This window comes from Duganella sp. Root1480D1 (assembly GCF_001427305.1).
Lineage (GTDB): Bacteria > Pseudomonadota > Gammaproteobacteria > Burkholderiales > Burkholderiaceae_D > Rugamonas.
Genome location: NZ_LMFZ01000012.1, coordinates 67,124 through 86,626, shown reverse-complemented (window position 1 = coordinate 86,626; position 19,503 = coordinate 67,124). Strand labels below are relative to the sequence as shown.

Annotated in this window: 18 protein-coding genes; 6 read left to right on the top strand and 12 right to left on the bottom strand. The window is 56.6% G+C overall.

Going from position 1 to position 19,503, the window contains the following annotated elements; genetic code table 11:
- The first annotated feature begins 37 nt into the window (after window positions 1-37).
- The 3 genes from ASD58_RS12825 to ASD58_RS12815 all read left to right on the top strand — a co-directional run bounded on the left by ASD58_RS12825 (window position 38) and on the right by ASD58_RS12815 (window position 4,119).
- Window positions 38-997 (top strand): CobD/CbiB family protein, encoded by a 960-nt coding sequence (locus ASD58_RS12825; RefSeq protein ID WP_057261564.1) that lies wholly within the window; start codon window positions 38-40, stop codon window positions 995-997.
- Window positions 998-1,079: 82 nt separating this feature from the next.
- Window positions 1,080-1,385: a DUF3579 domain-containing protein gene (locus tag ASD58_RS12820; protein ID WP_057261563.1), complete on the top strand. Its 306-nt coding sequence runs from the start codon at window positions 1,080-1,082 to the stop codon at window positions 1,383-1,385.
- Window positions 1,386-1,425: 40 nt separating this feature from the next.
- On the top strand, window positions 1,426-4,119 hold the full coding sequence (locus ASD58_RS12815; RefSeq protein ID WP_057261562.1) for a pitrilysin family protein: 2,694 nt from the start codon (window positions 1,426-1,428) through the stop codon (window positions 4,117-4,119).
- A gap of 7 nt (window positions 4,120-4,126) precedes the next feature.
- Here the strand turns inward: ASD58_RS12815 and ASD58_RS12810 are convergent, their stop codons facing one another.
- Together ASD58_RS12810 and ASD58_RS12805 are read right to left on the bottom strand one after the other, a co-directional pair.
- Complete coding sequence (locus ASD58_RS12810; RefSeq protein ID WP_156401265.1) at window positions 4,127-5,344, bottom strand: hypothetical protein; 1,218 nt, start codon at window positions 5,342-5,344, stop codon at window positions 4,127-4,129.
- 19 nt (window positions 5,345-5,363) lie between these two features.
- On the bottom strand, window positions 5,364-6,104 hold the full coding sequence (locus ASD58_RS12805; protein ID WP_057261560.1) for a GntR family transcriptional regulator: 741 nt from the start codon (window positions 6,102-6,104) through the stop codon (window positions 5,364-5,366).
- Window positions 6,105-6,385: 281 nt separating this feature from the next.
- Here ASD58_RS12805 and ASD58_RS12800 point away from each other — a divergent pair, with 281 nt between their 5' ends.
- The 3 genes from ASD58_RS12800 (at window position 6,386) to ASD58_RS12790 (ending at window position 11,110) form a co-directional block, all read left to right on the top strand.
- Complete coding sequence (locus tag ASD58_RS12800) at window positions 6,386-9,037, top strand: TonB-dependent receptor (protein ID WP_057261559.1); 2,652 nt, start codon at window positions 6,386-6,388, stop codon at window positions 9,035-9,037.
- Between the two features lie 70 nt (window positions 9,038-9,107).
- Window positions 9,108-10,046, top strand: a complete 939-nt coding sequence (locus ASD58_RS12795; RefSeq protein ID WP_057261558.1) for a hypothetical protein — start codon at window positions 9,108-9,110, stop codon at window positions 10,044-10,046.
- Window positions 10,043-11,110, top strand: a complete 1,068-nt coding sequence (locus ASD58_RS12790) for an acyltransferase family protein (protein WP_057261557.1) — start codon at window positions 10,043-10,045, stop codon at window positions 11,108-11,110. Before ASD58_RS12795 ends, ASD58_RS12790 begins: the two co-directional genes overlap by 4 nt.
- Before the next feature lie 43 nt (window positions 11,111-11,153).
- Here ASD58_RS12790 and ASD58_RS12785 read toward each other — a convergent pair whose 3' ends face one another.
- The 10 genes from ASD58_RS12785 to ASD58_RS12750 all read right to left on the bottom strand — a co-directional run bounded on the left by ASD58_RS12785 (window position 11,154) and on the right by ASD58_RS12750 (window position 19,501).
- On the bottom strand, window positions 11,154-12,326 hold the full coding sequence (locus ASD58_RS12785; protein ID WP_057261556.1) for a hypothetical protein: 1,173 nt from the start codon (window positions 12,324-12,326) through the stop codon (window positions 11,154-11,156).
- 189 nt (window positions 12,327-12,515) lie between these two features.
- Window positions 12,516-12,998 (bottom strand): hypothetical protein, encoded by a 483-nt coding sequence (locus tag ASD58_RS12780; RefSeq protein ID WP_057261555.1) that lies wholly within the window; start codon window positions 12,996-12,998, stop codon window positions 12,516-12,518.
- A 5-nt stretch (window positions 12,999-13,003) separates the two neighbouring features.
- Window positions 13,004-13,537 (bottom strand): hypothetical protein, encoded by a 534-nt coding sequence (locus ASD58_RS12775; RefSeq protein ID WP_082565385.1) that lies wholly within the window; start codon window positions 13,535-13,537, stop codon window positions 13,004-13,006.
- Between the two features lie 14 nt (window positions 13,538-13,551).
- Window positions 13,552-14,199: a hypothetical protein gene (locus ASD58_RS12770; RefSeq protein ID WP_156401264.1), complete on the bottom strand. Its 648-nt coding sequence runs from the start codon at window positions 14,197-14,199 to the stop codon at window positions 13,552-13,554.
- A gap of 17 nt (window positions 14,200-14,216) precedes the next feature.
- Complete coding sequence (locus tag ASD58_RS12765) at window positions 14,217-14,828, bottom strand: hypothetical protein (protein WP_057261552.1); 612 nt, start codon at window positions 14,826-14,828, stop codon at window positions 14,217-14,219.
- A 109-nt stretch (window positions 14,829-14,937) separates the two neighbouring features.
- Window positions 14,938-15,495 (bottom strand): hypothetical protein, encoded by a 558-nt coding sequence (locus tag ASD58_RS12760; RefSeq protein ID WP_057261551.1) that lies wholly within the window; start codon window positions 15,493-15,495, stop codon window positions 14,938-14,940.
- Between the two features lie 66 nt (window positions 15,496-15,561).
- Window positions 15,562-16,410 (bottom strand): hypothetical protein, encoded by an 849-nt coding sequence (locus ASD58_RS31210; RefSeq protein WP_156401263.1) that lies wholly within the window; start codon window positions 16,408-16,410, stop codon window positions 15,562-15,564.
- On the bottom strand, window positions 16,392-16,949 hold the full coding sequence (locus ASD58_RS31205; RefSeq protein ID WP_156401262.1) for a hypothetical protein: 558 nt from the start codon (window positions 16,947-16,949) through the stop codon (window positions 16,392-16,394). Before ASD58_RS31205 ends, ASD58_RS31210 begins: the two co-directional genes overlap by 19 nt.
- A 318-nt stretch (window positions 16,950-17,267) precedes the next feature.
- On the bottom strand, window positions 17,268-17,780 hold the full coding sequence (locus tag ASD58_RS12755) for a hypothetical protein (protein WP_057261550.1): 513 nt from the start codon (window positions 17,778-17,780) through the stop codon (window positions 17,268-17,270).
- Window positions 17,781-17,782: 2 nt separating this feature from the next.
- Window positions 17,783-19,501 (bottom strand): TIGR02594 family protein, encoded by a 1,719-nt coding sequence (locus ASD58_RS12750; RefSeq protein WP_057261549.1) that lies wholly within the window; start codon window positions 19,499-19,501, stop codon window positions 17,783-17,785.
- Between the last annotated feature and the right edge of the window lie 2 nt (window positions 19,502-19,503).

The following is a 19,503-nucleotide window of genomic DNA, read 5'->3' as shown; positions in this document are numbered from 1 at the left end:
TAGCGGACATTGCGGTACAGCTAATCATAGGATTTAGATGACTTTTCTTTACATTCTCGTAGCCCTACTGTTTGAGCAACTGAAGCCCCTGCGCGCGGACAACCCGGTCTGGGCGGAGTTCAAGCGCCTGGCCGTGCGCATGGAGCAGTGGTTCAACGCCGGGCATGCGAGCCATGGCCGGATCGGCTGGTTCCTGCTGGTAGGTGCGCTGACGCTGCCGGCCGGATTGGTATCCTGGCTGCTGCTGCACTATAACTTCATGGTGGCGCACTTTGCCTGGAACGTGCTGATCGTCTACCTGACGCTGGGCTTCCGCCATTACAGCCATTACTTCACTTCGATCCAGCTCGCCCTGAATGGCGGCGACGAAAGCCAGGCCCGCGCACTGCTGGCCGAGTGGTGCAAGATCGACACCGTGGGCATGGAAGTGAACGAGATTTCCCGCATTGCCGTGGAAAAGGCCCTGGTCACCACCCATCGCAATGTGTTCGGTGTGTTCTTCTGGTTCCTGATGCCGCTGGGTCCTTGCGGCGCCATCCTGTATCGCGTATCCGAATACCTGGCGCGTGCCTGGAACGAGCCTGAGCATATGCGCCAGGAGGCTTTCGGCGAATTCGCCGCCAAGGCTTTCTACCTGATCGACTGGATTCCGGCGCGCCTGACAGCCGTGGCCTTCGCCGTGGTCGGCAATTTCGAAGACGCGATCTACGCCTGGCGCAATTTCGCGCATCGCTGGAAGGATGAAGCGATCGGCATCATCCTGTCGGCCGGTGGCGGCGCCATGGGCGTGCGCCTGGGAACGCCGAATGAAAACGCAGCCAAGATCATCCCTTCCGATGCGGCGACTGTCGACATCAGCGACATGGAAGTGGACCAGTTGCCGGGCGACGAGCCGGGCGTGCGGGCCCTGCAAAGCACCGTCGGCCTGGTGTGGCGCGCACTGCTGTTGTGGATGATGTTGTTGCTGTTGCTGTCCGGAGCGTCCTGGCTCGGCTAAAATGACCTGAACCCCGAACCCCGTTCAAGTCTTCTATAAGATATAATACTGGGGTTCCTCACAGCAACTGGGTTTCAGGTATATGGCCAGCGAGTTCTTCATTCTTGGGCTTACGACCGACGGCAAACAATTCCGTCCAAGCGACTGGGCGGAACGACTGGCCGGTGTACTGTCGTGCTTTCGCCCGGAAGGCTCCGGCGGGCGCCATGCCCACCTGCAGTTCTCGCCCTATGTCACCCCGACCGTCGTCAACGGCATCAAGGCCGTCGTCGTCAACGAAGGGCTGCGCGAAATCCAGCCAATGGCTTATAACTTCGTCAAGGAATTCGCCAAGGATAACAAGCTGCAGGTGGTGGAAGCCTGCCTGATTCCTGACGAAAAGGCCTAAGTGTCGTAGGATAGGGTTTTGCCAACTTGAGCAGAACCCTATGCAAATCCGATATGTCGCAGCGCTGCTGCTGACCGCTTCTTCAGCCCTTGCCCAGACCTTGCCCGCCGGCGTTGCCAAGGGCCCCTCCGTGGAAGGCATCACCGAATACCGCCTGCCCAACGGGCTTAAAGTCCTGCTGTTCCCCGATGCGTCGAAACCGACGGTGACCGTCAACGTCACCTACCTGGTCGGCTCGCGCCATGAGAACTACGGCGAGACCGGCATGGCGCACTTGCTGGAGCACCTGATGTTCAAGGGGGCGCCAAACCATCGCAACATCACGCAGCAGTTCTCCGAGCGCGGGATGGAATTCAACGGCACCACGTCGATGGACCGCACCAACTACTACGAAGTATTCCAGGCCAGTCCGGAAAACCTGAAGTGGGCGCTGGACATGGAAGCCGAGCGCATGACCAGGTCCTTCATCGCGAAGAAGGACCTGGATTCGGAAATGACCGTGGTGCGCAACGAGTACGAGAGCGGCGAGAACAGCCCGTTCGAAGTGCTGTACAAGCGCATGGAAAGCATTGCCTACGACTGGCACAGCTACGGCCGTTCCACCATCGGCAACCGCAGCGATATCGAGAACGTCAAGATCGAGAACCTGCAAGCCTTCTATCACACCTACTACCAGCCGGACAATGCGGTGCTGCTGGTAGCGGGCAAGTTCGATCCCTCGCAGACGCTGGCCTGGATCAGCAAGACCTTCGGCGCGATTCCAAAGCCGAAGCGCAAGCTGCCGCAGTTCTGGACCGTGGAGCCGACGCAGGACGGCGAGCGCCAGTACACGGTGCACCGCAAGGGCGACGTGCAGATCGTGCTGGTGGGCTACAAGATTCCATCGGGCCTGCATAACGATGCCGATCCGCTGGCCTTCATGGGGCAGGTGCTGGGCGACACGCCAAACGGCCGCTTGCACAAGCAACTGGTAGAAAGCGGCAAGGCGGCGCAGGTGTTTGCCATGAGCCAGCCTGGCTTCGCGCCAAGCCTGCAAGTGTTCGGTGCGGTGGTGAAGATGGGGCAGCCGATCGAACCGGTGCGCGATGAGCTGATTGCAGCGGTGGAAGGCTTTGCCAAGGCCCCTCCGACTGAGGAGGAAATGGAGCGCACGCGCCGCGAGTACAGCAACGCGATCGAAAAGTCGCTGAACAATCCGCAGCAGGTGGGGGTGGCACTGAGCGAGCATATCGCGCTGGGCGATTGGCGCCTGCTGTTCCAGGGCCGCGACGGCCTTCCAGCGATCACCTCCAAACAGGTTGCGGAAGCGGCAGGGCGCTACATGAAGCGCGATAACCGCACTGTTGGCACCTTCGTTCCGGACGATACACCGCAGCGCGCGGAAATCGGGGCGTCGCCGACGGCGGCCGAACTGCTGAAAGATTACAAGGGCAAGGCCAGCGCGCTGACGTCCGAGAACTTCGACCCGAGCCAGGACAACATCATGGCGCGCACGGAGCTCAAGGAGATTGGCGGCCTGAAACTGGCGCTGCTGCCGAAGAAGAATCGCGGCGAGACTGTGGCAGTCGACATGCGCCTGCACTGGGGCGATGAAAAGAACCAGTTCGGCAAGCAGATGCTGTCGGCAGCGGCCGACCAGATGCTGCCGCGGGGCACCAGCAAATACTCGCGTGCCCAGTTGGCCGATGCGATGTCGAAGCTGAAGATGTCCGGCAGCCTGTATCACTTTGAAACGACGCGCGAGCACCTGGGTGATGCATTGCGGCTGGTGGCGCATGTGCTGAAGGATGCCACCTTCCCTGAAGCGGAATTCGAGCAGATGCGCCAGCAGTGGATCGTCGGCATTGAAGCTTCGCGCAACGACCCGCAGGCGATGGCCGGCCGCTCGCTGGCTGAATACTTCGACCATTGGCCGAAAGGCGACCCGCGCAGCGTAATGACGCTCGATGAGCAGATCGAGGCAGTCAAGACGATGAAGCTGGGCGACGTGAAGGCTTATCACGCCGAGTTCTATGGCACGTCGCGCGGCGAGTTGTCGGTGGTGGGGGACTTCGACAAGGCGGAACTGGTCAAGGTGGTAGGCGAGGAACTGGCCGGCTGGCAAAGCAAGGCCGCTTACGCACCGATCCTGGACAAGCATGTCGAGAAGGCGGCGACCCGCATCACGCTGGATGCGCCGGACAAGGAGAACGGCATGTTCGCGGCGCGCATCAATATCCCGCTGCGCTCGGACGATGCGGATTATCCGGCGCTGGAAGTGGCGAACTACATATTCGGCAACGGCGGCCTGAAATCTCGCCTGATGGACCGGATTCGCCAGAAGGAAGGCTTGTCCTACGGCGGCGGTTCCTCGCTCGATGCCGGCGACCAGGACGATGCGGGCGGCTTCACTGTTGAAGCGATTGCCGCCCCGCAGAATATGGTCAAGCTGGAAGCGGCGATTCGCCAGGAACTGGAGCGCGCTGTGAAGAACGGCTTTACCGCAGCCGAAGTGGCTGGAGCCAAGTCGGGCCTGATGCAGCAGCGCGTACAGAACCGTTCGAAGGATGACGTAGTGGCAGGCGCCTGGTCGCACTTCCGCTACCTGAATCGCACTTTCGTGTGGAGCAAGGAGTACGAGGCGAAGCTGAAGGCGTTGACTGCGGAGCAGGTGAGTGCCGCGTTCCGCAAGCACATCGACCCCGCCAAGTTGTCCGTGGTGATCGCCAGCGATGCCTCGAAGGCCAAGCGCTAAGTTCAGTTCAGGTGCATTGCCAAATGTAGGCGGTGGTGCGGCACGTGGCGCAATTGAAGCCGTAGGCAACGCCGCCGCTGCCCCATAGCCATTCCTCGCTATCCTGGTCGGGCAGTTGCGAGTCAAGCTGCAGCATGAAGCGCATTTTCTTCTTGCAGCAAGGGCAATCCGGATAATCTGCGCCCTGGACCCAGGTGGGATGACCGCCAAGCCGGTTCAGGTTTTCGCGCGAATTGGAGAGTGCCCAGTCCTGCCAGCGCCAGCGCGCGGGTGTCGGGGCCAGCTCCGCGGTGCACTCGCGCAGACCCTGCGCGGGAAACTGCGGACTGCATGTTCCCTCGTCCAGCGCAAGCACCTCGCCGGGGCCGCCGTGCCGGTAATACAGGACGGGTTTTTCCCAGCCCAGGCAGGACAGGCAGGCCTGCAGTGAAACGACTTGTTCGCTATCCGACAAGCTGGCCTGTTTCTCGGGAATTTCCAGCAAGTTGTGCAGCTTGCCGCCGCACAGGCCGCAGGTGCCGGTACCCGCTCCGCCAAAGCGACCAGTGGAAGTTGCGGGCAGGTGCCAGCTTGGATGCAATCCCTGCAGGCTCCAACTGGCGTGTGGAGCAGGAAGATACGCTGCCGGGAAAATCACATGCGCCACCTCGTCCGGAAAGAGCTGGCGCTGGTTCTCATCAAAACCGACTTCCTGAAGATACAGGCCGATGGAATGCGGCACAGGAATATCTGCCGCAATCGAGGCGCACGCCTGCAACGCGGCGGGCTGCCTGGTTTCCAGCAGGCGCTCGAATGCCTGCAACCGTTCTTCCGTTGACGCGCCTGTACGCGCCTGCTCCAGCAGTTCGGCAACGGTCGCTTGCGGCGAGGCGCGCCATGGCCAGCACGCGTAGTAGCTCGAGCCATTGGCATCCATCTCGGACAGTTTGTCGAGATAAGGGCTTAAGGCAGCTGGACGCTGCAGGCTGGCATAGGCCACCAGCGCTTCGATGGCGCCTGTCAGTCCTTCGGTTGCCGCATGGGGCAGCCATTTGGTGGCCAGGCGGTCAAACGCTTCCTCGGGCATGTGGGACAGCGCCGCATCAAGGAATGTTCCGCCATCAGGCTGCGTGGCCATAACGGCATCGACGAACTGTTCGATCACGCCGGGTGGATTGTGCAAGAACGCTGGCAGCAACTCATAGGCATCCTTGCCGGGACGTCCGCTGCAAAATGCATCGATCATTTGCGTCAGGCTGGTCATATCAAGGCGTAGAGAGTTCTGCGACGAAGTCGTACATGTCGCCGCGGAAGATGGATCGGCAAAACTCTACTGCGCGGCCATCGCGCAGGAAGCCCAAACGTTCAACGGCCAGGCCGGCATCGCCTTCCTTCGCCTGCAGCAGCTTGGCCTGTTCGCCCGTCAGTAGCAGGGCGGACAGGCGCTGTAGCGCGCGCACCGGCCGGTGGCCAGCCGCTTCCAGCGCTTCATACATCGACACATCCACCGACTCCAACGTCGGCAATGCATCGGCCACGATTGTCGCGTATTCCACGCACATCGGCACTTCGTCCGCAAAGCGGATGCGGTGATACCGGTACACCGGAGCGCCCGGGCTTAGCCGCAGGCGCAGGGCTTCTTCCGGCGTCACGGTGCCTTCCGATTTCTTCAGCCAGACGCTGCGCGGGGTGCGTCCGCGTGAGCGCATGTCTTCCGAGAAGGAGGTCAGCTTGGCGAAGTTCTTTTCAATCCGGGTGTTGATGAAGTTGCCGGAGCCAGGACGCCGTACCAGCAAGCCTTCTTCCACCAGTCCGTCGATGGCCTTGCGCACCGTGATGCGGGAGATATTCAGGTCGGCAGCCAGCACGCGTTCGGCGGGCAGGGCTTCGTCGGGACCAAAGACATGCATGTTGATCGCTTCACGCAAGGCGCGTTGCAGAAGTTGGTAAAGCGGCTGGCTACTGGTCTGCACCAGGTCTTCCATGATCTGCGCGAGCGATGCCATTTGGTCTCCCGTTTGTGGTGCGGCTGATAATACCAAAAAAGACCTTAAGACCAGCGGTATGCTGCCACTCGCGCTCCGCCTCCCCATGGGATAGCGCTAACAATCAGTCTTTCTGGCAAAAGTGGTATGTCTTTTCAGTACAACATGTGAAAAAAATATGAAAATTGGTAGTGATCTGGTATTCAATCGGGGTATATTGGCGTCCAATTGGTTTGAACGTGGTTTTAGAAACTGGTAACAATAGACCGGGCTTTGAGACAGCCCATACTTAGGGGGAGTAAATGAACCGCAATATGACACCGATCGCGACCGCAGTCGCCATCCTGATCGCCACCACTGGCATGGCGCAAGCACAGCAGGCTGCCGCTCCAGCCGAGCAGAACGTCGTGATCGTGACCGGCGTGCGTGCCGCGCTGGCCCAATCGATCAACCAGAAGCGCAATGCCGATTCGCTGGTTGAAGTCATTACCGCTGAAGACGTGGGCAAGATGCCGGACAAGAGCGTGGCTGACTCGCTGCAACGTGTGCCAGGCGTATCGGTTGCCACGGCCGGCGGTTCGGAAGGCGGCTTCGGCGAGAATGACCGCGTCAGCCTGAAAGGTACGCCATCCAACCTGGCGCTGACCACCCTGAATGGCCACACCGTGTCGAGCGGCGACTGGTATATCTCCAACATCACCAACGGCGGCCGTTCCGTCAGCTATTCGATGTTCCCGTCGGAGCTGATCGGCCGCGTAACCGTGCACAAGTCTTCGCAGGCCGACCTGATCGAAGGCGGCGCATCGGGCAACGTCGACATCGAAACCCGCAAGCCATTGAGCTTCAAGGATCCATTTACCATCATGGGCGCCGTGACCGGGGTGTACAGTGAAGGCTCCAAGAAGACCGATCCGCAATTCAGCGCGCTGGGCAACTGGAAGAATGAACAGAACAACGTGGGCGTGCTGGTCCAGGTGTTCGACGAGAAGCGCACCCTGCGCCGTATCGGCCAGGAATTCCTGTGGTGGGACAAACTGAGCGCAGGCTATGCGCCGCAGTGGGTGGCCGCCAATCCTGAAGTGGCAGGCAAATACATCTCCCTGCTGACCGGTACCGCCATGTTCAACCAGGAACGTGAACGCAAGGGTGGCATGATCGACCTGCAGGTCAAGGTCAACAAAGAGTTCGACTTCGACATCAACGGTTTCTACACCCGCCTGGATGCGGACAATATCAATGCCAACTTCATGCTGGCGCCTTACCAGCCGCTGACCAATAACTGGTCCGGCGTGGGCGGCGTGATCCCTTCCAAGTGGACCGTCACTGGCGACACCATCACCTCGATCACCTTCCCAAGCACCTGCCCAGTGGCGGACTGCTCGAAGATGGGTCCATCGGTGCAGGACATCATTGCCCGCCCAGGTTCGTATAGCGATTCGAAGTTCCTCAACTTCGACTTCAACTACCGTCCTACCCAGGATCTGAAGTTCAAAGGCCAGATTGGTACCACCCGCGGTACCGGCTACGCCCGCGACTACGGTTACGAAGCCTGGCTTGCCTACTCGGGCAGCAGCCTGACCACCCATGGCCTGGAGTCTCCTGCCACCGTGACCGTGGACAATGCTGGCACCTTCAACCCGCGCACTGGCGCCGATTTCTTCGGCGGCTGGGCTTCCGACGTAACCGCAAAGGACAAGGAAACCTACGGCCAGATTGACGGCCAGTACAAGACCCAGTGGAACGGCGTGCCGACCCTGCATTTCGGCGTGCGCAATGCGAACCACGAGCGCTCCCTGACCTGGCTGGGCGGCACCGTGGCTCCTGCCGGTTCTCAGTTGGCCAACCGCCCAACCGGCTTGACCACCTTCCCGGACAGCCCGCTGCCTAACCTGCTGAACAAGGCATGGACCTTCGACGCCGAGTCGATGAAGGCCTGGGGCGACCAGTATGTCACCTTCGCCAATCACGCCTACCAGAGCGAATTCCTGATCAAGGAAAAAGCTACCGCGGCGTATGTGATGGGTGACCTGGAGTTCGGCAACTTCGGCGGTAACGTCGGCGTGCGCTTCGTGAAGACCAAGATCGACGTGGACAACGGCTCGCCGAACAACGTCTGGAATCCGACCCACAGCTCGAACACCTATAACGACTTCCTGCCTAGCATCAACCTGTACACCAACCTGACGCCGGACCTGAAACTGCGTGGTGCTGCAAGCCGCACCCTGGCACGTCCTGACTTCGGTTCGCTGGGTGCGTTGAGCCTGAACGACCTGACCTTCTCCGGTTCCGGCGGTAATCCGAACCTGCGTCCGATCATGTCGAACAACGTGGATGTGGGCCTGGAATGGTACTTCATGCCGAAATCCCTGCTGGGCATGAACATCTACAACATGAACATGGGTTCGTATGTGACCTTCGGTTCCTCGAAAGCTGACTTCTTCAACCAGTCGGTCGGCAAGATCACTACTTACAACATGAGCTCCGCGGTCAATACCAAGGCCCGCGTGCGTGGCGTGGAACTGCAGTATGTACAGGACCTGGGCAACGGCTTCGGCTTGAACGCAAACTACACCTACGCCGATGGCAAGGAAACCGCAGCAGCGCCGAAGTCGGCTTGTGCGGACCTGGGCGACTGCAGCATGATCGGTACCTCGAAGAACTCCTATAACCTGGGCGTGTTCTACGAGACCAGCAAGTTCAGCGCGCGCATCAACTACAGCTTCCGCTCGGCGTTCCTGAATGGCCTGGACCGCAACAGCGCAATCTACCAGGATGATGTAGGCACCTTGTCCGCTGCGTTCAACTACAACCTGACCGAAAACATCACGCTGTCGCTGGAAGGCAAGGACCTGAACGATCCAACCCTGAAGTCCTACGCGACGTCCCGTGACCAGCCACGCGCGTTCTACAAGAACGGCAAGCAGTTGTTCTTCGGCGTGCGCGGCAAGATGTAAATGATCCCGATGTGAGAGTGTTATGGCAGGGTTCCTCCGGGGCCCTGCCTTTTTTGTATCCGGAGTTTGAATGCGTAATGTATTGCTGGCGGCGCTCACCGCCATTTCGACTGCAGCCGCCGCGGCGCCGGCCGTGGTCCATAGTCCTTATAAATACCTGTCGCCATGGGATCCGGCGCAGGGCGTGCAGACCTGGGCCTTCGCGCGCGGTGAATGCGGCGAAGAGCGCTGGGGCGAGGTCGAAGGCGCAGCAGTAGCTGCTGAAAACGTGCCGCGCTTTGTGCAAGCTGGCGTTGGCTATATCGTTTCCACGGGAGGGCAGGGCAATATCTTCACCTGCGCCACCGATGAAGGCATGGAGGCTTTTGTATCGCGCTATGCATCGCCGCAGTTGCTCGGCTTTGACTTCGACATCGAGCATGGCCAGACGGCTGCGCAGATCGATTCGTTGATCGGCCGCATCGTGCTGGCGCAGAGCGCGCACCCGCACTTGCGCTTCAGTTTTACTATCGCCACCCATGCCGCGTCCGACGGAAGTGAGCGCAGCCTTAACGAGACAGGCGAGCAGGTGCTGGCCGCGCTGCGCAAGCATGGGGTGCAGGATTATGTGCTGAACCTGATGGTGATGGATTATGGACCTGCAAGCCGCAAGGCGTGCGTTGTGCGGCGCGGGCGCTGCAACATGGGCGCATCTGCCGTGCAGGCTGCGCACAATGTGCATCGCAAGTACAAAGTACCTTACGCGCAAATAGAACTGACACCAATGATCGGGGTGAATGACGTGGTGGAAAACGTGTACACCCTGGAGGATGCGCACTTCACTGTCACCGAAGCACGCAAGTTGGGAATGGCGGGAATTCACTATTGGTCGTTCGACCGCGACCAGCCGTGCTGCAAACCGTCCAAGGGGGCGGAAGCAAACTGCAGCTCGATGGCGAACGTGCCGGCGGGAGCTTACAAGCGCATCCTGGCACCAACCGCCGCACTTGCACGCGAGGCAGCGCAATGACGACTGCGACCCGTTACCAATCGTTGGACGTCCTGCGCGGCTTAACGGTCGCGCTGATGATTATTGTGAATACGCCCGGCAGTTGGAGCCATGTCTATGCGCCGCTGCTGCATGCACCGTGGCACGGCTTCACGCCGACGGACTGGGTGTTTCCAAGTTTCCTGTTCGTGGTGGGGAACGCGCTTGCGTTCACCTTGCCTCGCTATGAGGGCATGGGCGGCAGTGCGGTGCTGGCCAAAATCACCAAGCGAACCCTTACCATCATTGCTCTCGGATTGCTGCTATGCCTTTTGCCCAGGCTGGGAGGACCTTTAAGCGAAGTGCGCCTGGCGGGCGTGCTGCAGCGCGTTGGCCTGTGTTTCGGCATCGCTGCGCTGGTGTTGCATTACCTGGGCGCGCGTGGCGCGGTGGCGTTCAGTGTTGTCGCGCTCCTGGGCCATTGGCTGGTCATGGTGCTGTTCGGCGACTACAGTCTCGAAGGCAACGCGGGGCGAGCCCTTGATCTTTGGGTGTTTGGCGCCAGCCATCTGTACAAAGGCGAGGGTATTCCCTTCGATCCTGAAGGCTTGCTCGGTACCTTGCCGGCCACAGTGAACGTCATCGGCGGTTACTTCGCGGGCCGCTACCTGCGCGCGAACGGTGCCAGTGTGCGCACGCTCGGCGTATTGGCTGCCGCCGGTGTCGTACTGTCTGTGCTGGCGTTATGCTGGGCCTCGCTGCTGCCGATCAATAAAAAATTGTGGACGGGCAGTTATGTGCTGCTCTCCACCGGGACCGCGTTGCTCGTGCTGGCCGCGCTGGCGTGGATTATCGAAGTACGCGGCGCGCGGCGCTGGGCTTACTTCTTCGAAGTGTTCGGCAAGAACACACTGTTCATCTATATGCTGTCGCAAGTGGCCGTGGTGGCGCTGGACAAGACTGGCACATACGCACCGCTTGCCGCGGCGCTGGAGCCGGTCGGCAGCCCAGAAGCGGCTTCGCTGGCTTTCGCGTTGCTGTTCATGCTTGCCTGCTGGCTGGTAGGGTATTGGTTGGACAAACGGAAAATTTACATCAAGGTGTAGCGTTTACAAACTCGATGCGATGGGTATTCGAAGGCTCCAGCGATTATTCATCAAATTTGAGTTTGCTCAAGTCGTCTGAAAGCGTTGCCGAACGTCCGCAAGAAAAGACGTTCAGCTTCTCGTGATCGTCAACCACAAAGGCTGAGAAGTCGCCAGTGCCGCGATTCAATTCATCGGGTTGGACGCGCATGGGGCAACTCACGAGCGGAACCTTGCTTACTTGCCGTGGCGGACCGTGATCGATATCGACGGCGTGCAAATACATTTCGTAATCCCTGTCGCACTGGCCTGGGCCGTTAGCGCAACGACTGCTGGCCGTCGTGTTTAGCAGGAGGATGCCGCGATCACGGTATGGCTGCAGTTCATCCGGAAGGATGCGGATATATTCGTCCATGCCGACCAACTCCGGGGCTTCGTCTTCAGCCAGGCGTTCGAGAACTACCGTTTGGCCATCGACGGTCAGCGAAATGGTTCGACTCTTTTTGTCGTATTTGATGCCAGGTGTAGCGGCAAGCGCCAGGTTGATTACATATTCCTTTTGACATATTGACTCGGCTTGAATGAATTCAGGAACAAGGGCCATGCCTTTGTCTTCCATCCAAGCCATGTAGGAGGCGCCCTTCAAGAAGAACGCACATTCCTCGGGGACGTCCTTCAGCGCGGCCTGGCTATCATGGAGGAGCGCTCTGGCCATTTCCGCGCTCAGTCCAATGCGCCGCTTGTTATAGTCGCGAACTTCCGGCACCGTCCGTCCTGGAAAGGTATTTTCGAAGAGCTCTGCCACGGAGACGACCTTTCCGTCCTTGGTCGAGAAGACTAATGGATCCTTTTCGAAATCTGGGGATCCTGCGCAAACCGTTTCGCGCGCAAAGACAAAGCTGATGTACTTCTTTGTCAGCATGATCTTTTCAATTCTTGATTCATAGCCCCAAGGGTTCCCCTCGGCGTAGCTATGACATTCGTCCGCATCGCGCTTGAATGCCTTTACTGCCCGCGCTAGTTCGAGGTTGATGGCCTTAATGGCGTTATTACTGATACCCGATGCTGCGTCGAGCTGCACTTTTTGAATCAGGATGTCTTTCGAGACCTTCTTACCATTGATCTGCTTGACAGGAGACACTCGGTATTTGACCGATGGGGAGACGATGACACTGGCTGAAGCGGATGAATGGAGACAGCTCAGGATGGCCAGGGCAATTGCTAATTTTGAGAACATATTGGGTTTGGCTGGGCCAGCGGAAGGTGCGCAGGCGCCTAATAGTTTTTCACGTTGTAGTCGACTCCGTTTGGCTTAGGAGTCAGGTAGAGGCTAACGATTGCATTCTCGTCGGACGAGGAGCTTTTCCTGACAATGATTTTGCTCTGACCTCGATGGTGAGGCGCAGTGCAAGAGGTGAGCTTTTCATCATGAAGCCGAGGGCGGATCTAGCGGCAGGTACATCAATATTTTATCAGCGGATTTACAGACGAATCCATCGACCTGTCGGCCAGAACGCGTGACCGTAGTCGAGTATTTGCGGCAGTCGGCCTGGCTGGATAAATTGGCTCTCGAGGTCTTGTTCTTGTGCAGGAGATCGCGGAATTCCTTGGTGAGCCAGCGGCGGCCGGCTTCCGGAACAATGAAAATGTCCCCAGTCGGTTCTTTGAGGGAGCTGAACCAGTCCTGGTCCAACTCCAGTTCTGCGACTAAAGTGTGGAAGTCAGTTGGTCCAGGGATTAAGCCGTCCGGCTCGGGAGTTTCAAACATATCCCAGCGGGCCGATTTGGCCGCAGCGGGAATATTGATAATTGCCCGTAACGCGCCTATGTCTTCCGATTGCGGCTTCGGATCTCCGAAAGAGCATCCCGCTAGCAGCAGAATAGTGGCAGCAGCTGGAATTCGGTTCATCGTTTTCAATTCTGGATTTCGATTCGATTGTTTTCGTATTTCCACTTGGCGTAAGGGCCGAAGACCCGCACGTTTTCCGGATGCACGTAGCTCTTCTCGGCACGCTTCAGGCGTCGCGCAAGAGTTGTATCCTCAGGCGCACCGCCCGCCGGCAAGAACACGTCGCGCCGTACACTGGCCTTTTCGTCTGCACCGCGCCTGATCATCGTTAAGGTGCGCGATGCTGGGGTGAAGTACATGCGGATGAAATCAGTGTTCATGTCCTGCAGATAGAAGCTGCCACCCCGCCATTCGGCGAAATAGTAATCATCACACGCCGCCTTCGGTTCGCGCTTCCATTCGCAGGCAAACAGGATCACCACGTGCTTCTCGTCCAGCTTCCTGATGGAGATATGGGCCTTGCTGAAGCCCCAGTTGCTCACCGGCGCGGTGGTCGACGATGTGAGGTTGTATTCACCCTCCATCCCAAATCCTGGCGCTTGCGCCGACGCGGTGCAGCAGAAGAGGAGGGCGAGTGATGCCAGGATGGCTTTCTTCATTAGCGAACTCGATTTCATTGAGATTTTTTTGTGGCCGAAGGAGTGAACGGATTACCTAAGTTGCCCGTGCTTACCCAGGCAGTTGTGGTTTTACCGGTTGCAGGATGTACGTACCGTATGCGTGTAAAAACTTCGTCATCATCAAGTGCCGCAACTACGTCTCCGGCAACGAGGAAACCCTTTCGTTCCTTAAAGGCGCTGCCACTTTTGTCGTTAAGCCTTGTTGCGCGCAAGACAACGCGTATACCGATGGCAGGCATCTTTTTTACGATGGTATAGCGTGTCGGATGGTCATCGTCCGGGCCTTTGTCAAAAGTACCTGCAGCACTACCGCAACCCGCTTGGGGTTCGTCGGTCTGAATGATCCATTCCCCGTTCTTTTCCCAAACTCTGCCCGGGATGTCATCCTCTTTGGTTCCGCCCTCAATGGGGAACGAGTTAATGACGATTGCGGAATCGGCTTGGCGACTGGTTTCCTTGAACAGGAAGCTGCAGGATAAATGAAGGATCTGGTGCTGCGTATTGAAATAGCCGCGAATTCCTTTGCTGGAAGTCGTGGCAATCAAGCGTGAGTGATCAAAGATGATCAGTGTCTCGCTCGCGTTGGTTCTTGCGGCAGCAGGGCTGAGCCCCGCTGCGATGTATGCCAGCAGCGCTGCCATAAGGTGCTGGGTCTTCATTAGTCGGTTTGGGGAAATTCGAGACGCTGAAAATCTTTTGACAGGACGCCGATCGGGTCCATTAACCCTTGGTAATAGAGGAACTTGATTGCCAGCTTGCCGTCCTGGACCGAGTATGCGGAGAAGTCCGTTTCGTTCCCCGCCTCGCCATCGGGTTCTATTGGCTCGTAACAGCTTCCGACATGTACCTTGCCGAGCACTTTGACCTTGGTGCCGCTGATGCTTACAGCATTCAAATATTTTTCAGCTCCTGAGCCACACTGGCCCATCCCCTCGCCGCCGCTGCTGCGCACAACGGAGTTAAACAGAACCACATTGCGCGACAGGTATGGCTGCAATTCCATGGGAAGGAAGCGGATGTACTTTGCCATGCCGATCAGCTCTGGGCCATAGTTCTTATCGATCCGTTCGACTGTGTGAGGGCGGCCGTTGATCACGATGTTGACCGCGCGCGTTTTCGGCTGGTAGTCGAGTGTCAGGGTCTTCGCGGGGAGGCAAAGGGAGGCACCTGGTCGTTGTAGCTTTCCATCGGCCGTGCAGCCGAAGTCTTTCACATCGGCCGCTTGTGCAGAAAAGGCCCCACATAAGGCGAGTATCGTGAGGATACGCATTTTCGTTTGAGTTCCTGTATTAAATCGGTGAAGTGCCCCGCCTCCATAAGTCCGCCAGCTTCCTACATTTGAAGCTGAAAGATCTCTACTGGAGCGCAAAACCCTCGCGTCATTCATCGTTGACCGGAGTGAGATCTCCGCCGGTTTTATAAATGAAAGTACCATTGCCCAGAACAATGCGCGATTCACTCTTGCCCCATTTTGCACGTTCAAAAATCAGACAGAATTTCATGTCAGGGTTTTCCCCAAAGCGCTTGCTTATATAAGGCTTATCGAGAGTAAAGTCCAGAATGACGAATTGCGTAATGCAGTTGCCATCTGGAGCTTCGGCTAGGATCAGACGCTTCGTTAGGCGACGACCGATTTTTTTGCCTGCTCTAGGGAAGGCGTCAATCGCTTTTATCGTGTCCAACGGAAAGAACTGGAGCGTGTTGCCCCAACCATCGGGAATTGGGCTTGGGGTGAGAAATGGTTTCGAATCCAGATCGACGCGCGCAGACATGACGCCGAGCTGGCCACTCTCGTTGTAAAACTTCAGGTCGCCAAAGGGAGTTGGGTAGGTGTAACTGATTGCCGTTATTTGCTCATCAGTGAGAGTTGACGCAAATGGGGTTGTGGTTGTTAGTAGCAGCACGAGGCTGACCAGGTTAGTTCTATTCAAGTTCATGGGCTTGGCTGGCCATCTTATGCATGTAAGTCAGGGGGGATTATTGAGCCACACCGAGATCTCAGCTCACTTAATCAGTGGAAGCACTCCGCCTTCACAGGTCCCGCCAGCTTCTTCCCCTTTCGGGGTAGAAAGATCTCTGCAGGAAAGTAATACCTCACCATTTTTTGATCGAGTGCGGGTGTACAAGTTGTTGTAAATGGCTCCTGAGTCAGTTGATCCAGGAGATTCGCTCTTCCATTTGAAACTAAATCCGTCCGGAGTCTTCGTCACGATTGGCTCGGGTTTCGGTAGCAACAATTGCTGTACGTTTTCTAGGGCGGAGGCAGCCCAAATTTGCTGCATCGTTTCACTTTTTTGATCGTACAAATAATATTCGTAGCCTCGATACTTCCTTCCCGGCCGGTATTCGAAAATTGGACAAGTTTTCCTGATGACCGCATGATCTGCAGATGCGTCTAAGACCTTTAGATCATATTCAGGACAGGGATCGTTTGTACTTTTTCTGGGGGCCGCGATATGAAAAGTCTGAGCCATTCCAAGGCGGCTGAACTTCAAGTCTCCCTTGCTCGGGGAGAGCTCGATGGTCAAACCGCTTTTCTTATGTATTTCGAGCTTAAGATCCTCTGAGGCCGTCGAATCCGCATAAATCACAAAGCGGGACCAGCGCTTCCTGTCATCATCGCTCGCTCGAATCGTAGCGTTAAGCTCATCGGCTTTTCTTTGCGCGACCTGGCCAGGGTGTTCGCCGGTAGGCGTGTTTGCACAAGAAATGCTAGAGCAATTGGACTTCGATTTAGGGGCATCCCACGCGAGGGCCAGATCGGCCCTGCTCGAAGACACTTGTGCGATAGCCCAACTGTTGATTACCAACAGGAGTGAGGTCCACGACAGTTTTATAGATGAATGTAGCATTGCCCTTCAAATACGACGGAAGCGATTATGGAGAGTTTGCAGCACTGGCAGATAGAATTCATGTCCGATTTCTTGTCAGGAGTTGTTATGGTTCGGCACGTGTCAGGTGTTGAGCTAATGTGACGTTCAAATTGGTCACCTTTATTCTCGGGGCGCGGTTTCCAGTTAAATTTATAGCCATCAGGTGTCACTTTGAGCACGGGCGCTGGATCTGCATACGGGAGCGGCGCTCCCTTTCCAGTAACGGTGTTAGCCCAAATCGATCGCATGCTGCCGGTTTCCAAGTCGTAGAGGAAGTAGTCCACTGACGACATGAATTTATTCCGTCGGTACTCGAAGGTATTGCATGTATGGCGAACCAATGCATAGGTAGCGGAGGCTTCGACTATCCGTACTGTGTAGTCCGGACAAGCCGACTTCGGATCTCCTCTGACAGAGGTCAGATGAAATCGATGCGTTGCCTGTTTGCCAGTGAAGGTGATATCGCCCTTGTTTGGATCCAAAGCCATCTGCGTTCCAGCTACTTTGATTACTGTCATTGACAACTCAGATGGATTTGTTGATTCGGAGTATAACCAAACACTCGACCAACGTTCTTCGTCGGCGCCATTGTGTCGAAGGCGCTCAATTCTCGCCATGCCTTCTCTCACAGCACGATCCTGCGGTTCTTCGGCGCTGGAAATGGAGCTTGATGCCGCGGAAGTTTGAGCGAGTGCTAACGATTGGAGGGCACAAAGGATTGTAAAGACACAGACTGATTTTATGGGCATGTTATGTCGGTCGATCATCAACAGAAATGAGATCCTCGCCAGTCTTCTAGGTGAACGTACCATAGCCCTTCAAATCCAAGGTTGCAATTATGGAGCTTGCAGCACCGGCATATGTAACGCCCTGCAAATGGCGAGATTGAACTTTCGCTTGTCGTCCGACTCACTTGCCGACAACTCGACTTTTTGAATAGGTTCCTTATCCCAGGCTGAGATGCCATAGAACACGAGCTTGCCATTTATGACGTCATACAGAAGTGCCCCATCAAATCCTCGGTCGTGGTCTCGATCACGATATTTCGAGATCGTTTTGGAAAATGATCGTCGTTTTTTTGTATCGGTTGCAGCTACCGAGGCTACGTCAGCCGTGATCGCTTTCAGTGGTTTCTGAACTGTACTCTCAATGTTTAGCTGGCGATTGTCGCAATCGAATCCAGTGGGATCAGTCTCGTATGCAGAGAAAAACTGTTCTACCTTCACCCTATAGTCCGCAGCACCGGAGGTACCCAAAACAACAAGCTGTAAGCCGCCAGGTGAGCCGGCATGTGCCGCCATCTGAAGGGCTGTCAGTAGGCCTGCGATTGATAGATGCCTTAATTTCATTTCTAGTGTGTTCCTTCGTTCGCGGCAGAAGCGACTTCTACCTTCAGTAATGCCTTGTTTGCGGTGTCGATGTCGACGATAGCCAGGTCTTCCTGGTTCTTGGCATATTCTACGTATGTCGCCGGAATATAAAAAGCGTGGAATCGCTGCTCCATTTTTACGCCATGCAACATAAATTCGGATGCAACCCCGCTCGTGGCATAGCCTGAAAGTTTGATGGAGTCGTTTTGGTTGCCTCCTAACGCTGCGATTTTTTCGTTCTTATCTTTTGCATAGACAAAGGTAACGTGTCCCGTACCATCGAACTTTCCCGTGGCTTTGACGTAATTTCTCATTACCATTAGCGCGCCATATACAGGTTTAGTAATCTTGACGAACTTCTTCGATGAAGTTGGGAACTGTGACGATTGGCTGGCCTCAAATGGCGTGTTTGACTCTTTAAGACAAAAGTTGACGAACGATGCGCACCAAGGCGTAGAGTTCATGTTCCCAGCCCCGCCGATCTTCTTATGGTAGTTCGATGTCTTTGTGATGACGCTCTCTTTCTTTCCTGCCCAGGTCTTGGCTTCGGCAATTGCGGAGACCATCCATGGCGCTTCTTTTTGATTTACTGGCACCACGGCAATCGGCGCGCCTTCGCCTTTTTTGCTGCGAGTGGTCTCAGTCGCGGTTGCCGCAGGCTTCTCTTTTGAAGCGGAGGGGCGAGCAGGTGGTTGCGGCGCAGATGGCATAGGCTTTACCGGACCATAAATGCCGATAACCTGGCCCACGTAGATTTTTCCAGGATCCTTTATTTCGGGATTGTCCTTCTGGATCTCCGCAATGGTGGTTTCGAATTTATCCGCAATCCTTCCCAAGGTTTCCTTGCGGGCGACGACGTGCCTGATCGGCGTGCGCTTAGCTTCAGGTTCGGGACGCGGTGCAACTTTTGGTGCGCTAGTGCCTGTGTAGGCAAGAAGATCGTGGAATAGGACGAATGCGGCCGACGTCGGATTCATGGCAAATACCAGCGCTTCAATCCATTCGCCCTTGTTATTCGGGACATGAACTTTGACTGTTGCTCCTGGTTCGGTGTGCGCTATCCGTGGCAATTGACCGTGTTTATCTGTCTTTTGCTCGTAAGTCTTGTCCCCAATCTGCACGCGCGCGGGCACGTCCGGTTTGGGCAACGCTCCGTCTGAAATTGTTACTGTCGTCGTAGGAATGAGCTTTTCTTTCCTGGTTTTTTTCCTGCCATGGAATCCTTCCTTGTTCTCCATTGCATCAAGTACAGACTCGAGCTTTGCATCGGAGATGTCGGACAATTTGGTTGTTGTCGGTAGGCCGGTATGATCGCTAATCTCTTGCGCATATGCCTGCGGATCATTGTTGTCTTCCGCCGGTGCATAGCCTTCAATCAGCTTGCCTTTTTTATCCGGAACACCGGCCAACATCGTATAAATTGTACGATTGTTATATTTCCGCCGTAGCAGGGCCTTCTTTTGCGCGCGGCCTTCTTCATAGCTGGCGAAAATCAGGAACGAACCGTTGCCTTCCGTAGTTCCAACGCCAATTGCACCCATGATGGGCTTCAGGTTGTCGGTGGGACGCAGATTGCCAGGATTGTTGAATCGCCAGGCGACGGTGCCACCGGTGCGCAGCAAATGTGTTCCATCACTTGAGGCGTAGTCTACCGTGAACGTTTTCACGTCATACTTTGCGCTAACGAATCGGGCTGCCATGT